Genomic DNA, 17,246 nt, shown 5'->3' with positions numbered 1-17,246 from the left:
CCGCTATCGCAGGCAAGCCAGCTCCCACATTTGGATCTGTGTAGATCTGGCAGTAAGATGGCGGCCTTCCGCATAGCGCCCTGCCAACAATAAGCCCTGCCCATGCCCTTCGAACTCAGCGTTGACCTCACCACCCTCGCCATTCTCGCCGCCGTGGCCTTTGTCGCCGGTTTTATCGACGCCATCGCCGGCGGCGGCGGGTTGCTCACCACGCCTGCCCTGCTCACCGCCGGCATGCCGCCGCACCTGGTACTGGGCACCAACAAGCTCAGCTCCACCTTTGGCTCGGCCACCGCCAGCTTCACCTTCTATCGCCGCAAGCTGTTTCACCCGCGCCAGTGGGTGCACGCCATCGTCGGCACCTTTATCGGCGCGTTGACCGGCGCGGTGGTTGCCCACTACCTGCCCGCCGAAACCCTGAACAAGATGCTGCCGGTGATCGTCTTTGGTTGCGGCCTGTATTTGCTGTTCGGCGGCACGCCCAAGGCGCCGCTGGATGCCGACGCACCGATCAAGAAGAAATGGCAATCCACCCAGGGCTTCGGCCTGGGCTTCTACGATGGTGTGGCCGGCCCCGGCACGGGCGCGTTCTGGACCGTCAGCACGATGCTGATGTACCCGGTCGACCTGGTGAAAGCCAGCGGCGTCGCACGCAGCATGAACTTCGTCAGCAACGCGGCTGCGCTGTCGGTGTTTATCTTCAACGGCACGGTGGACTGGATCGTCGGCCTGACCATGGGCGTGTGCGTGATGGGCGGCGCGTTCTTTGGCGCACGCAGCGCGATCAGCGGCGGCGCCAAGTTCATTCGCCCGGTGTTTATCACCGTGGTGCTGGGCCTGACGGTGCGCCTAGCCTGGCAGCACTGGTTCAGCGTGGCCTAAGCGCCGCGCCAGGTAGAGGTCGATCAGGTAGCGCGCAATCGAACGTGACGCCGGCAACGGTGGCAGGTTGTGGATGTTGAACCACTGCGCGTCTTCGATCTCGTCGGCCTGGGGCACGATGTCGCCACCGGCGTATTCGGCATGAAAGCCCAGCATCATCGAATGGGGAAACGGCCAGCATTGGCTGCCCATGTACTGGATGTTCTTGACCTCCACCTGCACTTCCTCGCGCACTTCGCGGATCAAGCAGTCTTCGGCCGACTCACCCGGCTCGGCAAACCCCGCCAGCGTGCTGTACACCCCCGTGACAAAACGCGGCGAACGCGCCAGCAGGATCTCGTCGCCCCGGGTCACCAGCACAATCATGCTCGGCGAGATCCGTGGGTAGCTGCGCAGGTCGCAGGCCTGGCAAAACATCGCGCGTTCGCGTGGCACCTGGACCATGGCCTGGCCACAACTGCCGCAAAACCGGTGCTCCCGCGCCCAGGTGCCGATTTGCGCGGCGTAGCCCAACACTTTGTACAAGGTGTGATCGCCTTGCAGCATGAAGGCGCGCAGGCCCTGCCAGCTGCAACCCGGCACTTCGGTCGGTGCGTTCAGCTCCAGCAGGTACACCGGCTCGCCGTCGAGGTGGCCGATGCCGTGTTCGGCAAACACCGAGAGGTCCTGGCGCTTGAGCCATTCGCGGGGGAACAGCGGGCCATTGCTGTCATGCAAAAAGCCCTCGCGGCTGCGGGCGACGGCCCAACCGCCGGGGGTGTCGTTGTCCAGCAGTGTGGTGGTAATCCAGCCTGGGGTCATGTCAGTCAATCCACGAATTCGGGTTTCTGCTTGCTCATATGGGCCGCGATGGCCACGCGCAGGTCGTTGGATTGCAACATAGCCGCGTTCCAGGTGGCAACGTATTCCAGACCATCATTGACCGTATGGTCACGCATGTAGCTGATCATGGCTTTGGTGCCGGTCACGGCAATCGGCGACTTGGCGGCGATTTCGTGGGCGATCTCCAACACGCCGGCCAGCAGACGCTCTTGATCCGGGTAGACGCGGTTGACCAGGCCGATGCTGCGCGCTTCCTCGGCGCCGAATTGGCGACCGGTGTAGGCCAGTTCCCGCAGCATGCCGTCGCCGATGATGCGCGGCAGGCGTTGCAGGGTGCCGACGTCGGCGGCCATGCCGATGTCGATCTCCTTGATCGAGAACTGCGCGCCCTCGGCGGCGTAGCGCATGTCGCAGGCGCTGATCAGGTCGATGGCGCCGCCGATGCAGTAGCCCTGGATCGCCGCCAGCACCGGCTTGCGGCAGTTGTCCACGGCATTGAACGACGCTTGCAGCTCAAGGATCTTGCGCCGCAGCAGGCGCGCATTGCGGCCCACGTCCTTGCCGAATTCATTGGCCACCGAGGCCAGCATCATCAGGTCGATGCCCGAGGAAAAATGCTTGCCGGCGCCACTCAGCACCACCGCGCGCACGGCGTCGGTGTCTTCGATCCACTGGAAAATCTCGATGATCTCGGTCCAGAACACCGCGTTCATCGCGTTGATCTTTTCCGGGCGATTGATCTGCACATGGGCAACATTGCCAGTGAGTTCGACGACAAAAGCTTGGTATTCGGACATGGCAGTGATCCCTGACTGGCGAGTGATAAGGCCCGAACTATAACAAGGGTGCACCACGGCGCATCGGCCAAAAGCGGGACTGGGAAAAGGCTGGATAAAACCCGGCGCACACGCCATCCTTCGCGCTTTAAGCCGCCCCATCAGCGGCGCTCGACGTTTAAAGGATATGCCCATGCACGCCCAACCCCTCTCCCCGGCCGAATTCGAGTTTGTCGAAGACACCCTGCAAAAGTACGGCGACGACCATTCGGTGCTGAACCTCGCCGAACTGGACGGCTACTTCACCGCCCTGGTGTCGAGCCCGGCCCAGGTGGACGTGGCCGAGTGGTTCCCGGCGATCTGGGGCGGGCAGAACCCCGAGTGGGAAAGCATGGACGAGGCGCAACGCTTCCTCGAACTGTGCGTGCGCCACATCAACACCCTGGCCGGGCAACTGGCGACCGACGCGACAAGCTTCAAGGCACGTTTCGACGACACTGAACACCAGGGCCACACCGTGACCCTCGCCGAGGAATGGTGCTTTGGTTATATCCGTGGCGCGGCCATTGGCAACTGGCCTGCGTTGCCGGCAGTACAGGCCGGCGAACTGGAGAAAATCTCCTGGTGCGCCGAGCAGGACAATTTCGAGTTGCCGGCCGACCTCGATGTAGCCGCGCACCAGCAGCGCGTCAGCCAGATCGAACCGGCCGCGCGTGCCCTGCACGATTACTGGCTGAGCCAGCGCTAAACCTCGACAAGTACTGCCGGTTTGGCCGATTATTCGGGTCCGCCCGTCGGCCACTCCGTACCACCTTGCCTTGCATCAGGAGCCTTGTACCTTGAGTTCGCAGAAAACCGTGACCGTTACACCGCCCAATTTCCCCCTCAATGGCAAGGTCGCGCCCCCCGGCTCCAAATCCATTACCAACCGCGCCCTGTTGCTGGCCGCCCTGGCCAAGGGCACCAGCCGCCTGAGCGGCGCGTTGAAGAGCGATGACACCCGCCATATGTCGGTGGCCCTGCGCCAGATGGGCGTGACCATCGACGAGCCGGATGACACCACCTTTGTCGTCACCAGCACCGGCAAGCTGCAACTGCCGGCGCAACCGCTGTTCCTCGGCAACGCCGGCACCGCGATGCGCTTTCTTACCGCCGCCGTCGCCACCGTCGAAGGCACCGTGGTGCTGACCGGCGACGACTATATGCAGAAGCGCCCGATCGGCCCGCTGCTGGCGACCCTGCGCGAAAACGGCATCCAGGTCGACAGCCCGAGCGGTTGCCCGCCGGTGACCGTGCACGGCGTGGGCAAGGTCCAGGCCAAGCGCTTCGAGATCGACGGCGGTTTGTCCAGCCAGTACGTATCGGCCCTGCTGATGCTTGCGGCCTGTGGCGAAGCGCCGATTGAAGTGGCCCTGACCGGCAAGGACATCGGCGCCCGTGGCTACGTGGACCTTACCCTGGACTGCATGCGCGCCTTCGGCGCCCAGGTCGACACCGTCAACGACACCACCTGGCGTGTCGCGCCGACCGGCTACCGCGCCCACGACTACCTGATCGAGCCGGACGCGTCCGCCGCCACCTACCTGTGGGCGGCCGAAGTGCTGACCGCTGGCCGTATCGACATCGGCGTCGCCGCGCAGGACTTCACCCAGCCGGACGCCAAGGCCCAGGCCGTGATCGCCCAGTTCCCGAACATGCAGGCCACAGTGGTGGGCTCGCAAATGCAGGACGCCATCCCGACCCTGGCCGTGCTGGCCGCGTTCAACAACACCCCGGTGCGCTTCACCGAGCTGGCCAACCTGCGGGTCAAGGAATGTGACCGCGTGCAGGCGCTGCACGATGGCTTGAATGAAATCCGCCCGGGCCTGGCCACCATCGAAGGCGACGACCTGCTCGTGGCCAGTGACCCGTCGCTGGCCGGCACCTCGTGCAATGCCCTGATCGACACCCACGCCGACCACCGCATCGCCATGTGCTTTGCCCTGGCCGGGCTGAAAGTGGCGGGCATCCGCATTCAGGACCCGGACTGCGTGGCCAAGACCTATCCTGACTACTGGAAGGCCCTGGGCAGTCTTGGGGTTCAGCTCAGCTACTGAGCCAGCAGCGCATGGAGTGGGGAGGCCAAGCACATGACGATTCGCCAACCCTGCCCACCCGGCGCTTGCGACTGCGACCGCGAGCAACTGCTGCAACACCCTGGCGCCGACGCGCGCATCCTCACCCTCACGCGCCAGGAAGAGAAGAAGCTGATCGCGCGCCTCGAAGACCTCAAGAGCCTGCAAGACCTGGAGCGCATGCAACAGCTGATGTACCAGCAATTGGGCATCCGCGTGCAGGTCGCGCCGGGGCACACCGAAGTCAAGAGCATGCGCGGCATCCAGATCGACATCGAGCCGTTTCCAGGCCTGTGTCGCAAGACCCGCCAAGCGATTCCGGCCGCCATTCGCCGGGGCATGGAAAAACGCCCGGAAATTGCCTACCGCCTGCTCGACGCCCACGACCTGTTTCGCGAAGGCTGAATCAGCCCGCGACCGTCTCCTGCTGAAACAAGCCCTGCCCGACCGCGTGCGCTGTGCGCAGGTGCGCCTCCGCGGTGCCGCTTTCCGATTCGAGCAACAGCTCGGAGGTGAGCACCTTGGCCCCGCAATAATCAAAGATGCCGTGGTCGATCTGCGTACGCATGGCCTTGGCATAACCGTGGCGATCGAACGCACTTTCATCCGCCGCCCCCACGGCCAGCAGGTGCACGTTCAAGTGCCGCAGTTTTTTCACCACCGGCATATCTGGGCCGTAATCAATCGCCCAGCCGTTGACGAACACACGGTCGACCCAGCCTTTGAGCAGGCCCGGCAGTGACCACCAGTAGATCGGGAACGCCAGCACCAGCGCATCGGCGCGGTCGATGCGCGCTTGCTCGGCCAGTACATCCGCTGGCGGCGTGGCGCGGGCGCGATGCACGCGCTGGTCGGCGGCGCCGTAGCGCGGGTCGAAACCTTCGGCGGCGAGGTCGGCGATCTCAAAGGTGTGGCCGGCAGCGGTCAGCCCGGCAGCGGCTTGCAAGGCGATGCTGTGGGTCAGGGATTGCGGGTCGTGATGAGCAACAACGATCAAGGCGTGCATGACATTGACTCCATTTCGGTTTAGGCTGGGCTTAAGTTACCTTTGGTAAGTTACTTTTGGTATATAAGCATGTCAAGCCATGAACCCCCTGCCCCACGTCGCCGCCTGTCGCGCGAAGATCGCCTGCGTCAACTGTTGGACGTGGCCTGGCAACTGGTCCGCGATGAAGGCACCGACGCCCTGACCCTGGGCCGCCTGGCAGAACTGGCGGGCGTCACCAAGCCGGTGGTCTACGATCACTTCGTCACCCGAGCGGGGTTGCTGGCGGCGCTGTATGCCGATTTTGACGGGCGCCAGAACCAGGTGTTTGCCGAGGCCATCGAAGCGAGCCATGCGACGTTGGCGGACCGGGCATGGGTGATTGCCGCGTCCTATGTCGATTGCGTGTTGTTGCAGGGACGGGAAATCCCCGGGGTGATTGCGGCGTTGAGCAGCTCACCGGAACTGGAAACCCTCAAGCGCCAGTACGAGGCGATCTTCCTCGATAAATGCAGCGCCGCGCTGTCGCCGTTTGCGCCCGGTGGCACCGTGTCCCGGGCTGGTTTGCGGGCGATGCTGGGGGCGGCGGAAGCCTTGTCCCAGGCGGCGGCCAGCGGTGAACTCAGCCGGGAGGAAGCGCAGCGGGAGTTGCTCGGGATGATTCTCGGGATGGTGGGTAGGCAGTGACGGCCTCATCGCAGGCAAGCCAGCTCCCACATTTTGACCGTGTGAACCCGATCAAGTGTGGGAGCTGGCTTGCCTGCAATAGCAATGGTGCAGACACCACATCTGCCACAGAAAACTGAATATCAGCCCCGCCCCTGCACAAACAACCGCACCTTGCGCGCCAGTTGATCAAGGTGCCGGTCGCGCTGCTTCTCGGCATCCACCATCGCGCGCTTGCCGTGCTTTTGCAGCAGGTAGGTGTGAATCTGCCGCACTTCCAGCGAGCTGTAGATCGCCGCCACATCCAGCACACCCATCAGCCCGTCGGTGCCGTAGCTGCGGGTATTCATCAGCACCTGGGTGCCCCGCGCGCCACGGACCTGAAAGCCCATGGCCTCGAAGGCCGGGACTTTCTCCACGGCACAGCTCAATTCAGCGTGCGGATAACGCTCCAGCACATCGCCCATCAGCGTGCGCGCCACGCCCTGGCGCCGGAAACCGCTCTTCACCGCCATAAACGCGATGCCACAGGCCTCGGGGTCATCTTTCACCGGCAAGCACAGCACAAAACCGATGACGTTCTCGGGGTCCAGTGTGGCGGTGGCGACGATCAACTCGACCGCAATCCCCTTCGCCCCATTCAAGGCGTCCAGGTACAGGTGCACCTCAAAGCCGATGGCGTACTGGTAGATGTTGTACAGCAGGTTGCTGGGCGGCAGGGCCACGCTGCTGATGTCGGTGAGGTTGTCCACCACCATCTGCAGGATCTGGTCGCTGATGGCCGCGGGGCACGGCGTTGTGTAACGGGTGAGGACAAACATGCACATTCCTGGGGTTTCGCGTCAAGGCTGGGGGATTGTACCTGTTACGACCCACAGACCTCACGCAAACATCCACGCAGCCAGCGATGGCCCAGGTCGGCATCCAGGCGCGGGTGCCAGAGCATCGCCACGGTAAAGGTCGGCAATGCCAAGGGCAGCGCGAAGCTGTGCAGGCCTTCGCGCTGCTGGGCGGTGTAGCGTTCGGGCACGCTGGCGATCAGGTCGGTGGCGCGGGCCAGGGCGATGGCGGTGGCGAACCCGGTGACAATCGTGCCGATCTGGCGGCTGAGGCCCTGGGCTTCCAGCGCGTCGTCGATCTGCCCACGGTCGTGCCCGCGCCGGGACACGTAGACGTGCTGGCCCTCGGCATAACGCTGCGCGCTGATGTCAACCTGGCTCAGGGGATGGCTGCTGCGCACGACGCCGATCAAGCGGTCGCGAAACAGCGCCTGGGTCAGCAGCTCGGGGCTGGCGTTGGCATCGACCACGCCGGTTTCCAGGTCAACGCTGGCGTCGCGTAGCCAGGCACTGTCCTTGTCGGTCTTGTTGACGAAGCGCAGGCGCACGCCAGGTGCTTCCGCCGCGATACGCGCGAGCAACGCCGGGCCGAAGTTTTCGACGAACTCGTCACTGGTGCGCAGGGTAAAGGTGCGCTCGACCCGCGCCATGTCCAGGGTTTGCGCGGGGCGCAGCACGGCCTGGGCGTCCAGCACCAGGCGGCTGACCTGTTCGCGCAAGGCCAAGGCCCGTGGCGTCGGCACCAGGCCACGGCCGGCACGCACCAGCAACGGATCACCGGTGGTGTCACGCAAGCGCGCCAGGGCGCGGCTCATGGCCGAGGGACTCAGGCGCAAACGCTTGGCTGCACCGGCGACGCTGCCTTCGGCAAGCAAGGCATCCAGGGTGATCAGCAGATTCAGGTCGGGCATCAGCGCTCCTTATCAGGCGTCTTGTGCAGGTATTGACTGCAATCCATGCGCCTTCCGCCATGTTAGGCCACGCCGTAGAGTTGTGACAGCAGCGATCATTCAAGGAATCCCAGATGCACACATCCACACGCGGCGCCCTTTTCAGCCTGTCGCTGTCCATGTTGCTGGCCTCCCTCGGCACCAGCATTGCCAATGTCGGCCTGCCCAGCCTGGTGCTGGCCTTCGACGCGTCATTTCACGCGGTGCAGTGGGTGGTGCTCGCCTATTTGCTGGCGATCACCGCCGTGATTGTCAGCGCGGGCCGCTTGGGCGACCGCCTGGGGCGGCGGCGGTTGTTGCTTGCCGGCTTGTTGCTGTTCGCCCTCGCCTGCGGACTGTGTGCCATGGCGCCGTCGCTGCACTGGCTGATCGCCGCGCGCGTGCTGCAAGGGCTCGGTGCGGCGATCATGATGGCGATGACCCTGGGGATGGTCGGCGACACGGTCAGCAAAGCGCGCACCGGGCGCGTGATGGGCTTGCTCGGCACGCTGTCGGCCGTCGGCACCGCCATGGGGCCCAGCGTCGGTGGCGTGTTGTTGAGCCTGTGGAGCTGGCGCGCGCTGTTCCTGCTCGGCGCGCCGCTGGGCCTGCTGGCGGCCGCCCTCGCCTACCGCTATCTGCCGAATGAACCCGGGGCACGGGTGACAGCGCCGTTCTGGTCGGCACTGGCCAGCCCGGGGTTACGCGCGGGCCTGGCGATGAGCGCGCTGGTGTCGGCGGTGATGATGGCGACCTTTGTGGTCGGCCCGTTCTACTTGTCCCGTGGCCTGGGGCTCGCGCCGGCGTGGATGGGCCTGGTGATGGCGGTGGGACCTTGTGTCGCGGCCGCCACCGGCGTGCCTGCCGGCCATCTCACCGACCGCTTCGGCAGCTCGCCCATGACCTCCCTCGGGCTGGCCATCATGGCCGTGGGCGCGTTGTCACTGGCGCTGGCCAGCGGCCTGTTGGCCTACCTTGGCGCGCTGGTCTTGCTGACGTCGGGCTACAGCCTGTTCCAGGCCGCCAACAACACCGCGGTGATGCGTGATGTCGAAGGCCCACGGCGCGGCACGGTGTCGGGCCTGCTGAACCTGTCGCGCAATATCGGCCTGATTTTCGGTGCCTCGGCCCTCGGCGCGGTGTTCGCCTGGGCGACGCCGGATATCGTCCGCGCCACCCCGCAATCCGTGGCTTTTGGCCTGCAAACCACCTTTGCGGTGGCGGTGGGCTTGATCCTGTTGGCCGGCACACTGCGACACAAACATTGACAAGATAAAATCGCAGCGACTATTGTCTGACAACCTGATCACCAAGGTTGTCCCATGCTTGAGCTCCAGCGCCCCGACTCGCTTGTCGTGCGGGTTGTCAGTGCGATCCGCGCAGAAATCGATTCCGGCCAATTGCCGCCGGAGTCGCGCATGCCCACCGAACAGCAACTGGCCGAACAACTCAATGTCAGCCGTTCCGTGGTGCGCGAAGCCATTGCCCAGCTCAAGGCCGATGGCGTGATCACTGCGCGCCGGGGCTTGGGCTCGTTCATTTCGCAGACGCCCGCTGGCACGGTGTTCCGTTTCCCCCAGCCCAACGGCCGCAGCCCCGACCTGGCGCAGATGTTCGAAGTGCGCCTGTGGATCGAAACCCAAGCCGCCTCGATTGCCGCCCAGCGCCGCGATGAGGCCGACCTGCAGCGCATGAAAAGCGCCCTGCAGGCCATGCAGGACCACCGCGACAACTTCGAAGCCGCCGCCCTCGCCGACGTGGAATTCCACCGTGCCATCGCGGATGCCAGCAAGAACGACTACTTCGTCGCGTTCCATGACTTCCTCAGAAGCCAACTGGCCAGCGCCCGTAAAACCGCCTGGGAAAACTCGGCGTCACGCTTTGCCACCGGCTCCGCCGATGCGACCCAGGAACACCAGGCGCTCTACCAGGCCATCGCCGACGGCGACGCCCCACGTGCCGCCGCCAGTGCCGAGGCGCACTTGCGTGCTGCGGCGCGGCGCCTGAGCCTGGAGCTGCCAGCCACCCGTTGATCCTTTAAGTAGCGTGTCCTCGACACGCCATTTTTTTAACAAAAACATTAGTCTGACAACCTGATAAGCAGACCGAAATGTGCAACTTTAGGTACCCCACGCAATGATTCATGACTTTTGCATTATCGGCGGCGGCATCGTCGGCCTGGCCACCGCGATGGAACTGCTCAAACGCCAGCCGGGCGCCTCGCTGGTGATCCTGGAAAAAGAGGCGGTGCTGGCCAGGCACCAGACCGGCCACAACAGCGGGGTGATCCACGCCGGCATCTACTACGCACCGGGCAGTCTCAAAGCCGACCTGTGCAAGCGCGGCGCCGAGCAGACCAAGCAGTTCTGCACGGAGCACGGGATCAAGTTCGAGGTGTGCGGCAAGTTGCTGGTGGCCTCCAGCCCCCTGGAAATGCAGCGCATGGAAGCCCTCTACGCCCGCTCCCAGCTCAACGGCATGCAGGTCGAGCGCCTCGACGCCGACCAGTTGCGCCAACGTGAACCGAACATCGTCGGCCTCGGCGGCTTGTTCCTCGACGCCACCGGCATCGTCGACTACCGCCAGGTCTGCGAAACCATGGCCCAGGTGATCCGCCGCAGCGGTGGCGAGATCTGCCTGGAACGCACTGTCACCGCGATCCACGAAGACACCGACAAAGTCACCGTGAATACCCGTGGCGAAACCTGGCAAGCCAAGCACCTGGTGGTCTGCGCCGGTTTGCAGTCGGACCGCCTGGCAACGCTCGCCGGCATTCCCATCGACCACCAGATCATCCCGTTTCGCGGCGAATACTTCCGCCTGCCCGCGGCGAAAAACAACATCGTCAACCACCTGATCTACCCGATTCCCGACCCGGAGTTGCCGTTTCTTGGCGTGCACCTCACGCGCATGATCGACGGCAGCGTCACCGTCGGCCCGAATGCCGTGCTCGGCCTGGGCCGTGAGAACTACCGCAAGTTCTCGGTGAACTGGCGCGACGTGGCGCAGTACGCGAGCTTCCCCGGCTTCTGGAAAACCCTCTGGCAGAACCTCGGCTCCGGCACCACCGAGATGAAGAACTCGCTGTTCAAGTCCGGCTACCTGGAGCAGTGCCGCAAGTACTGCCCATCGCTGACGATCGACGACCTGCTGCCCTATGAAGCAGGCATCCGCGCCCAGGCGGTGATGCGCGACGGCAGCCTGGTCCACGATTTCCTGTTCGCCCAGACCCCACGAATGCTCCACGTGTGCAACGCGCCCTCGCCGGCCGCCACCTCAGCCATGCCCATCGGCGCGATGATCGCCGACCGCCTGTTCCAGCCCGAGTAACACCCAGCAATACGCGTCCATTTGACAATAACTATAAAGACCCAGAAGGAAGTCCAGCATGTCGGCACCTGCCTCCATTCCGTCCACCGAAACACCCGAACAAACCCGCAAGCGCCTGCGCAAAGTCGCCGCCGCGACGATCTTTGGCTCGATGCTGGAGTGGTACGACTTTTACCTGTACGCCACCATGGCGGCCATTGTGTTCTCGAAGATCTTCTTTGATAACAGCGACCCGAAAACCGCCACGCTGATGGCCTTTTCCACCTTTGCCATCGGCTTTATCGCCCGCCCGTTCGGCGGCATCCTGTTCGGTTACCTCGGCGACAAGTTCGGCCGCAAGCAAGTGCTGGTGCTGACCTTCTGCCTGATGGGCGTGTGCACCACGCTGATCGGCCTGATCCCCAGCTACGCCTCGATTGGTATCTGGGCGCCGATCCTGCTGGTGTTTATCCGCATCATCCAGGGCCTGGGCGCGGGCGCCGAGCTGTCAGGGGCAGCGGTAACGTCCTACGAACACGCGTCGGAAGGCAAGCGCGGCAGTCAAGGCGCATGGCCCGCATTGGGCCTGAACCTGGGCCTGTTGCTGTCGTCGCTCACCGTGTACGTGCTGACCATCAACGGCAATGAGTTCCTGCTGGCCGGTGGCTGGCGCATCCCGTTCGTGTGCAGCATCGTGCTGGTGGGTGTGGGCCTGTGGGTGCGCAACAGCATCCCGGAAACCCCGCAGTTCAACGAGCTGAGCAAGGAAGCCGCCAAGGCCAAGGCCTCGCCGCTGAAAACCCTGTTCAAGAATGATATGAAGGGCCTGGCCGTGGTGTTCTTCGTGGCGATTGGTTACAACGCCCTGAGCTACATCTTCAAGACCTTCTCCCTGGCATACCTGACCCAGTTCAAAGGCGTGGATGTGCACGTCACCTCACTGTCGGTGACCATCGCCAGCCTGATCGCCATCGTCGCCGTGCCGTGCTTCGGCTGGCTGTGCGATAAATGGAGCAGCAAGACCGTGCTGATGCTCGGCGGCGTGTGCTCGCTGCTGTTCGCCTACCCGTTCCTGGCCCTGCTCAACACCGGCGAAAGCCTGATGATCTACATCGCCATCGGCGTCGGCACAGGCATCCTTGCGCCGATGATGTTTGCCCCACAGGGCTCGTTCCTGAGCCGGCAGTTCCCGACCCAGACCCGCTCTTCCGGCTTTGGCACCGGGCGCGAAATCGGCACGGCCATCGCTGGCGGCCTGGCGCCGCTGGGAGCACTGTCGATGGTGGCAGCATCGGCCACCCATTCCACCGATGGCGTGGTGATCATCCTGGGCATTTCGGCCCTGCTGGTGGTGGTGTTTGCCCTGTGCGACCAGGGCCGCAAACACTCGGCCTTCAAGAACTGAAGGAAAAAGTTCAGACCAACGGGTGCATGGACGCACCTGGATCGCGCATCATGGGCACTTTACAAGCTCAAGGGTAATGTCCATGCGCGTGCTGTCATTGATGATGGGCCTGACGACGCTGGCCGCCACTACGGTGTTCTGCGCCAGCGCGATGGCGAATGAAGAAAGTCAGTTGGTACAACAGATTAACCAATACCGCAGCCAGCTACAGCGCTGCGGTGACCAGGGTTCCCAGGAACTGCCACCGCTGACCAGCGACACACGGCTGGTGCTGCCGGCGAATAATGTCGGCGACCTGCAACAGGCACTGGCGCGGGCGGCGTATCCGATGGTCAACGTGCAGGCCATCAGCCTGTCCGGGCCCAAGGATGCTGCGGCAGCCATGAAGGCCGTGCGCGAAAGCTTCTGCCGTGTGGTGCTGGACCCGCAATTTGTCGATATCGGCGTGAGCAACAGCGGCCAGGACTGGCGCATCGTGCTCGCCCGCCCGCTGCTGTCCAGCGGCCTTGGCGACTGGCAGACCGAAGGCAAGCAATTGCTCAACCTGGTCAACGCCGCCCGATCCCAGGCACGCCAATGCGGCACCCAGGCGTTTACCGCCACCACGCCGCTGAGCTGGAACGACGACCTGGCCGGCGCCGCCAACAGCCACACGCGCAACATGGCCAACGGCAATTTCTTCGATCACCTGGATCACGACGGGCGCACCCCCGGCGACCGTGCGGAACTGGCCGGGTATATCGCAAAAAACATCGGCGAAAACATCGCCGCCGGCCTCGACACCCCGCGCAAGGTGGTGGACGGCTGGCTCGCCAGCCCCGGGCATTGCGCCAACCTGATGAACCCGCAATTTCGCGAGTTGGGCGCGGCGTACGCCATGGACCCGAAGAGTGATGCAGGCATCTACTGGACGGGGTTGTTCGGCACCCAGTAACCTATTCAAATGGATAGAGCATCAAAATGCCATCTCCGCGATAATTGCGTTGAACTGCCAACAGCCATTCCGGTCTGTTGCGTGTCGGCCTGACCCTCCAGGCGATTAACAAGACGGCGGCAAACAAGGTGTTCTTCCAATGATGAATTGGCTGCAAAGCAGCAGCGACATGGCCGAGCAGGTGCGCTTGCATGATTGGGCCAGTACGCCGCTGGGCCCGCTGGACCAGTGGCCGGACGTGCTCAAGACCACCGTCGCGCTGTGCTTTGCCTCCAGCTTCCCCCAGGCCATCGTTTGGGGGCCTTCCCTGACCATGCTCTATAACGATGCGTTTATCCCGATCCTCGGCGACAAGCCCTACGCATTGGGGCGCCCGTTCAGCGAGGTGTGGAGCGAGGCCTGGAATGACATCAGCCCGATCGCCAAGGCAGCGTTCGAGGGGCATGCGACGTATATCGAGAACTACCCGCTGCTGATCGAACGCGGCGCCGGTACCGAGCAGGCCTACTTCACCTTTTGCTACAGCCCGATCCGCGACCCCCACGGCAGCGTGGTGGGCATGCTCGACACCGTCACCGAAACCACCGCCACCGTGTTTCTTGCGCGGCGCCTGGCGATGCTGGACGCCATCGGCAATGCCGTGGCCAATGCCACCGACGCCGAAGCCATCATGACCAGCACCACCCGCCTGCTGGCGCAGCACCTGCAAGTGTCCAATTGTGCGTATGCCGACATGGACGACGATGAGGACGGTTTCACCATTCGCGGCAACTGGGCCGCGCCTGGCTCGCCGAGTATCGTCGGGCGTTACAGCCTGGCGTCGTTCGGCGCCTTGGCGGTGCAGCGCCTGCGGGCTGGCGAACCCTTGGTGATCCGCGACAACCGCGTGGAATTCCCCCCCGACGAGTCCGCCAGCTACCAGGCCCTCGGGGCCACGGCGACGGTGTGTTTCCCCCTGATCAAGGAAGGCCGGCTGACCGCCCTGATGGCGGCGCACCACAAATCGGCGCGGGTCTGGTCGCCCTATGACCTGGCGCTGCTGGGGGAAGTCACCGAACGTTCCTGGGCCCATATCGAGCGCGTGCGCGCCGACGCCGCCGTGCGCGAAGGGCTGGCGGCCTTCAGCGAACTGAACGCGACGCTGGAGCAGCGGGTGGAAGAGCGCACCACCGCCCTCACCCAGGCCGAAGCCGCGCTGCATCAATCGCAAAAGCTCGAAGCCATCGGCCAATTGACCGGCGGCGTGGCCCACGACTTCAACAACCTGCTGACCATTATCCGTTCCTCGGTGGATTTCCTGCGCCAGCCAGGGTTGTCCGAAGAACGCCGGCAACGCTACCTGGGCGCCGTCTCCGACACCGTCGAGCGGGCCAGCAAGCTCACCAGCCAACTGCTCGCCTTTGCCCGCCGCCAGCCGCTGAACCCGGAAGTCTTCGACGTGTGCCAGCGCGTGAGCAACATCGGCGAGATGCTTGAGAGCCTCACCGGTGCACGCATCCACGTAGAGGTCGAATTACCGGCGCAACCGTGCCATGTGCGGGTCGATTCCAGCCAGTTCGAAACAGCGCTGATCAACATTGCCCTCAACGCCCGCGATGCCATGGACGGCCAAGGCACCCTGAGCCTGCGGGTAGCCCAGGTATCGACGCTGCCGCGCATTCGTGGCGATGCCGAAGCACAGCAGCAGTTTGTCGCGGTTTCGCTGAGCGATACGGGGGTGGGTATTCCCAGGGACACCTTCGAGCGTATTTTCGAGCCGTTCTTCACCACCAAGGCCGTGGGCAAAGGCACCGGGCTGGGCTTGTCGCAAGTGTTCGGCTTTGCCAAGCAATCGGGTGGCAACGTCGATGTGAGCAGCACGCTGGGCCAGGGCACGCGGTTTACCCTGTACTTGCCCGCCGTCGCCGCACAGGTGGAACAGCCCGGGCCGTCACCTGAACCCGGCACGCGCCTCGACACCGCGCAGCGGCACATCCTGATCGTCGAAGACAACCTGGAAGTCGGGCGTTTTGCCAACCAGATCCTGCAAGATCTCGGCTACCAGACCACCTGGGCCACCCATGCCGAACAGGCGCTCGCGCTGGCGGGCCCGGACGCCATGGCCTTCGACGGGATTTTCTCGGACGTGGTGATGCCCGGCATGACCGGCGTGGCCATGGCCAAACGGTTGCGCCAGCGCCGACCGGACCTGCCGGTAGTGCTCACCTCCGGCTACAGCGAAGAGCTGGCCGACAGCGGCTACGAAGGCTTCGAGTTCCTCGCCAAGCCCTACTCCGCCGAGCAGGTGGCACGGGCACTGGCCAAATCCATGCAGCGCGAGTGACCGCCTACTCGGCCACGGCCACCTGGTTGCGCCCCTGGGCCTTGGCGCGGTACAGCGCCTTGTCGGCGGTATTCATCAGGCTGTGCAGGTCCTGGTCAAGGCTGCGGATCGACGCCACGCCGAGGCTGGCGGTCAAGCCATGCACCGGCTCGGCCGCCAACCCGGAAATCGCGCGGATCAACTGTTCGGCGATGTTGCGCGCCGTTTCCAGGGAGGTATTCGGCAGCAGCACGGCAAACTCTTCACCGCCCAACCGGCCGTACACATCCGTCTGGCGGAACGAGGCGCTGATCACCCCGCCGATCTGGCGCAACACCTGATCGCCCGCCTGATGGCCGTAGGTGTCGTTGATCTCCTTGAAATGGTCCATGTCCAGCATCAGCGCACACAGCGGCTGGCTGTTGTGCCGGCACTGTGCATACAACAAGTGGGCATGTTCGAAGAACGCGCGGCGATTCATCAGGCCGGTGAGTTCATCGGTCTGGGCGGCGCGGGTGGAAATATTGTGGGCACGTTCCATTTGCCGGGTCAGGCGAAAGGCTTTTTCCAGGGCATCCGAGAGTTTGCGCGTGGCGCTGACCACAAACGTCGAAAACACCAGCACTGCCACGGCCACGCCGACTTGCATGGGCGACGGCTGGAACAACAGCCACACCGTGCACGGCAACAACACCAGGGCCATGGACATCAGCGTCATGTAGCGATACGCCGAATAACACGACACCGCACTGACCGACATGCCCACGGTGAACAACATCACCAGCACCTGGGACACGCGGTCGTCGGTGGGCATCACGGCCAACGCGCCCGCGCCCCAGATTCCCGCGGACAACATCAGGGTCAGCCAGTAGCGACGCTCCCAGCGATCCGGTGTGCGTTCGGCATGGGGGCAACGAAACCAGCCCATGAACAGGTGGATGCGCAGCAACGATGACGCCCCCAGCGCCACCAGCCAGATCAGGATGACCTGGTGGGAAAACCGGTCCCAGCACAGCCAGCACAGCATGGCCGCGCCGAGAAAGCTGCCGAAAATGGCGGCAAATGATTGTCGAAACAGCTGGTGCAGACGGTCGGTCCGCACCTGCTCCTCAATAACGCAATCCTGGTCCTGCCCACGCTCAAGGCCATTCATGAAATCCGCCTGCTTCGACTGCCACGACAAAGGCGCCATTGTGGCACCCTGCCAGCAACCTGAACAACTGAATCCAGCCAGTTAGGGCCGTTGTCTGGCGCCGGACACATGAAACATGCATCCACAGCCG

The 17,246-nt window shown here is 64.1% G+C and carries 17 protein-coding genes; 11 read left to right on the top strand and 6 right to left on the bottom strand.

All coding sequences use genetic code 11. The annotated features are described in order from the left end of the window. Positions 1-102 precede the first annotated feature (102 nt). Positions 103-882: a TSUP family transporter gene (locus B348_RS0102515; RefSeq protein WP_017734590.1), complete on the top strand. Its 780-nt coding sequence runs from the start codon at positions 103-105 to the stop codon at positions 880-882. On the opposite strand, the gene nudC is transcribed toward B348_RS0102515, so the two are convergent. Together nudC and B348_RS0102505 are read right to left on the bottom strand one after the other, a co-directional pair. Continuing rightward, complete coding sequence (gene nudC / locus B348_RS0102510) at positions 850-1,683, bottom strand: NAD(+) diphosphatase (RefSeq protein ID WP_017734589.1); 834 nt, start codon at positions 1,681-1,683, stop codon at positions 850-852. The genes B348_RS0102515 and nudC overlap by 33 nt on opposite strands. Positions 1,684-1,688: 5 nt before the next feature. Beyond that, positions 1,689-2,501 carry a crotonase/enoyl-CoA hydratase family protein gene (locus B348_RS0102505; protein ID WP_017734588.1) on the bottom strand — a complete coding sequence of 271 codons (813 nt, stop codon included), beginning with the start codon at positions 2,499-2,501 and terminating at the stop codon, positions 1,689-1,691. Positions 2,502-2,673: 172 nt separating this feature from the next. Between B348_RS0102505 and B348_RS0102500 the strand changes: the two genes are divergently transcribed. From B348_RS0102500 to B348_RS0102490, 3 genes are all read left to right on the top strand, one after another. Next, positions 2,674-3,228 carry a UPF0149 family protein gene (locus B348_RS0102500; protein ID WP_017734587.1) on the top strand — a complete coding sequence of 185 codons (555 nt, stop codon included), beginning with the start codon at positions 2,674-2,676 and terminating at the stop codon, positions 3,226-3,228. A gap of 91 nt (positions 3,229-3,319) precedes the next feature. Then, positions 3,320-4,576, top strand: coding sequence for a 3-phosphoshikimate 1-carboxyvinyltransferase (gene aroA / locus B348_RS0102495; RefSeq protein WP_017734586.1), 1,257 nt, complete (start codon positions 3,320-3,322; stop codon positions 4,574-4,576). Between the two features lie 33 nt (positions 4,577-4,609). Then, positions 4,610-4,999: a hypothetical protein gene (locus B348_RS0102490; RefSeq protein WP_017734585.1), complete on the top strand. Its 390-nt coding sequence runs from the start codon at positions 4,610-4,612 to the stop codon at positions 4,997-4,999. 1 nt (position 5,000) lies between these two features. Here B348_RS0102490 and B348_RS0102485 read toward each other — a convergent pair whose 3' ends face one another. After that, entirely contained in the window at positions 5,001-5,600 is a 600-nt protein-coding gene (locus B348_RS0102485) for an NAD(P)H-dependent oxidoreductase (protein ID WP_017734584.1), read from the bottom strand. A 69-nt stretch (positions 5,601-5,669) separates the two neighbouring features. On the opposite strand from B348_RS0102485, the gene B348_RS0102480 reads away from it, so the two are divergent. Next, positions 5,670-6,266 carry a TetR/AcrR family transcriptional regulator gene (locus B348_RS0102480; protein ID WP_017734583.1) on the top strand — a complete coding sequence of 199 codons (597 nt, stop codon included), beginning with the start codon at positions 5,670-5,672 and terminating at the stop codon, positions 6,264-6,266. A gap of 122 nt (positions 6,267-6,388) precedes the next feature. On the opposite strand, the gene B348_RS0102475 is transcribed toward B348_RS0102480, so the two are convergent. Together B348_RS0102475 and B348_RS0102470 are read right to left on the bottom strand one after the other, a co-directional pair. Continuing rightward, positions 6,389-7,066: a GNAT family N-acetyltransferase gene (locus B348_RS0102475; RefSeq protein WP_017734582.1), complete on the bottom strand. Its 678-nt coding sequence runs from the start codon at positions 7,064-7,066 to the stop codon at positions 6,389-6,391. Between the two features lie 44 nt (positions 7,067-7,110). Continuing rightward, positions 7,111-7,995 (bottom strand): LysR family transcriptional regulator, encoded by an 885-nt coding sequence (locus tag B348_RS0102470; protein WP_017734581.1) that lies wholly within the window; start codon positions 7,993-7,995, stop codon positions 7,111-7,113. Positions 7,996-8,108: 113 nt separating this feature from the next. Here B348_RS0102470 and B348_RS0102465 point away from each other — a divergent pair, with 113 nt between their 5' ends. The 6 genes from B348_RS0102465 to B348_RS0102440 all read left to right on the top strand — a co-directional run bounded on the left by B348_RS0102465 (position 8,109) and on the right by B348_RS0102440 (position 15,984). After that, positions 8,109-9,281 (top strand): MFS transporter, encoded by a 1,173-nt coding sequence (locus B348_RS0102465; RefSeq protein ID WP_017734580.1) that lies wholly within the window; start codon positions 8,109-8,111, stop codon positions 9,279-9,281. Positions 9,282-9,335: 54 nt separating this feature from the next. Beyond that, positions 9,336-10,046, top strand: coding sequence for a FadR/GntR family transcriptional regulator (locus B348_RS0102460; RefSeq protein ID WP_017734579.1), 711 nt, complete (start codon positions 9,336-9,338; stop codon positions 10,044-10,046). 103 nt (positions 10,047-10,149) lie between these two features. Continuing rightward, entirely contained in the window at positions 10,150-11,343 is a 1,194-nt protein-coding gene (gene lhgO / locus B348_RS0102455) for an L-2-hydroxyglutarate oxidase (RefSeq protein WP_017734578.1), read from the top strand. Between the two features lie 58 nt (positions 11,344-11,401). Beyond that, positions 11,402-12,727 (top strand): MFS transporter, encoded by a 1,326-nt coding sequence (locus tag B348_RS0102450; protein WP_017734577.1) that lies wholly within the window; start codon positions 11,402-11,404, stop codon positions 12,725-12,727. Between the two features lie 82 nt (positions 12,728-12,809). After that, a complete protein-coding gene (locus tag B348_RS0102445; protein WP_026136502.1) occupies positions 12,810-13,661 on the top strand; it encodes a CAP domain-containing protein in 852 nt (283 codons plus the stop codon). Positions 13,662-13,800: 139 nt separating this feature from the next. Then, positions 13,801-15,984 (top strand): ATP-binding protein, encoded by a 2,184-nt coding sequence (locus tag B348_RS0102440; RefSeq protein ID WP_017734575.1) that lies wholly within the window; start codon positions 13,801-13,803, stop codon positions 15,982-15,984. Between the two features lie 4 nt (positions 15,985-15,988). Here B348_RS0102440 and B348_RS0102435 read toward each other — a convergent pair whose 3' ends face one another. After that, on the bottom strand, positions 15,989-17,155 hold the full coding sequence (locus tag B348_RS0102435) for a diguanylate cyclase (RefSeq protein WP_017734574.1): 1,167 nt from the start codon (positions 17,153-17,155) through the stop codon (positions 15,989-15,991). Between the last annotated feature and the right edge of the window lie 91 nt (positions 17,156-17,246).

Source organism: Pseudomonas sp. CBZ-4 (assembly GCF_000346755.1).
Taxonomy (GTDB): Bacteria; Pseudomonadota; Gammaproteobacteria; order Pseudomonadales; family Pseudomonadaceae; genus Aquipseudomonas.
The sequence above is the reverse complement of the archived record's forward strand: the minus strand, read 5'-3'. Positions and strand labels throughout refer to the sequence as shown.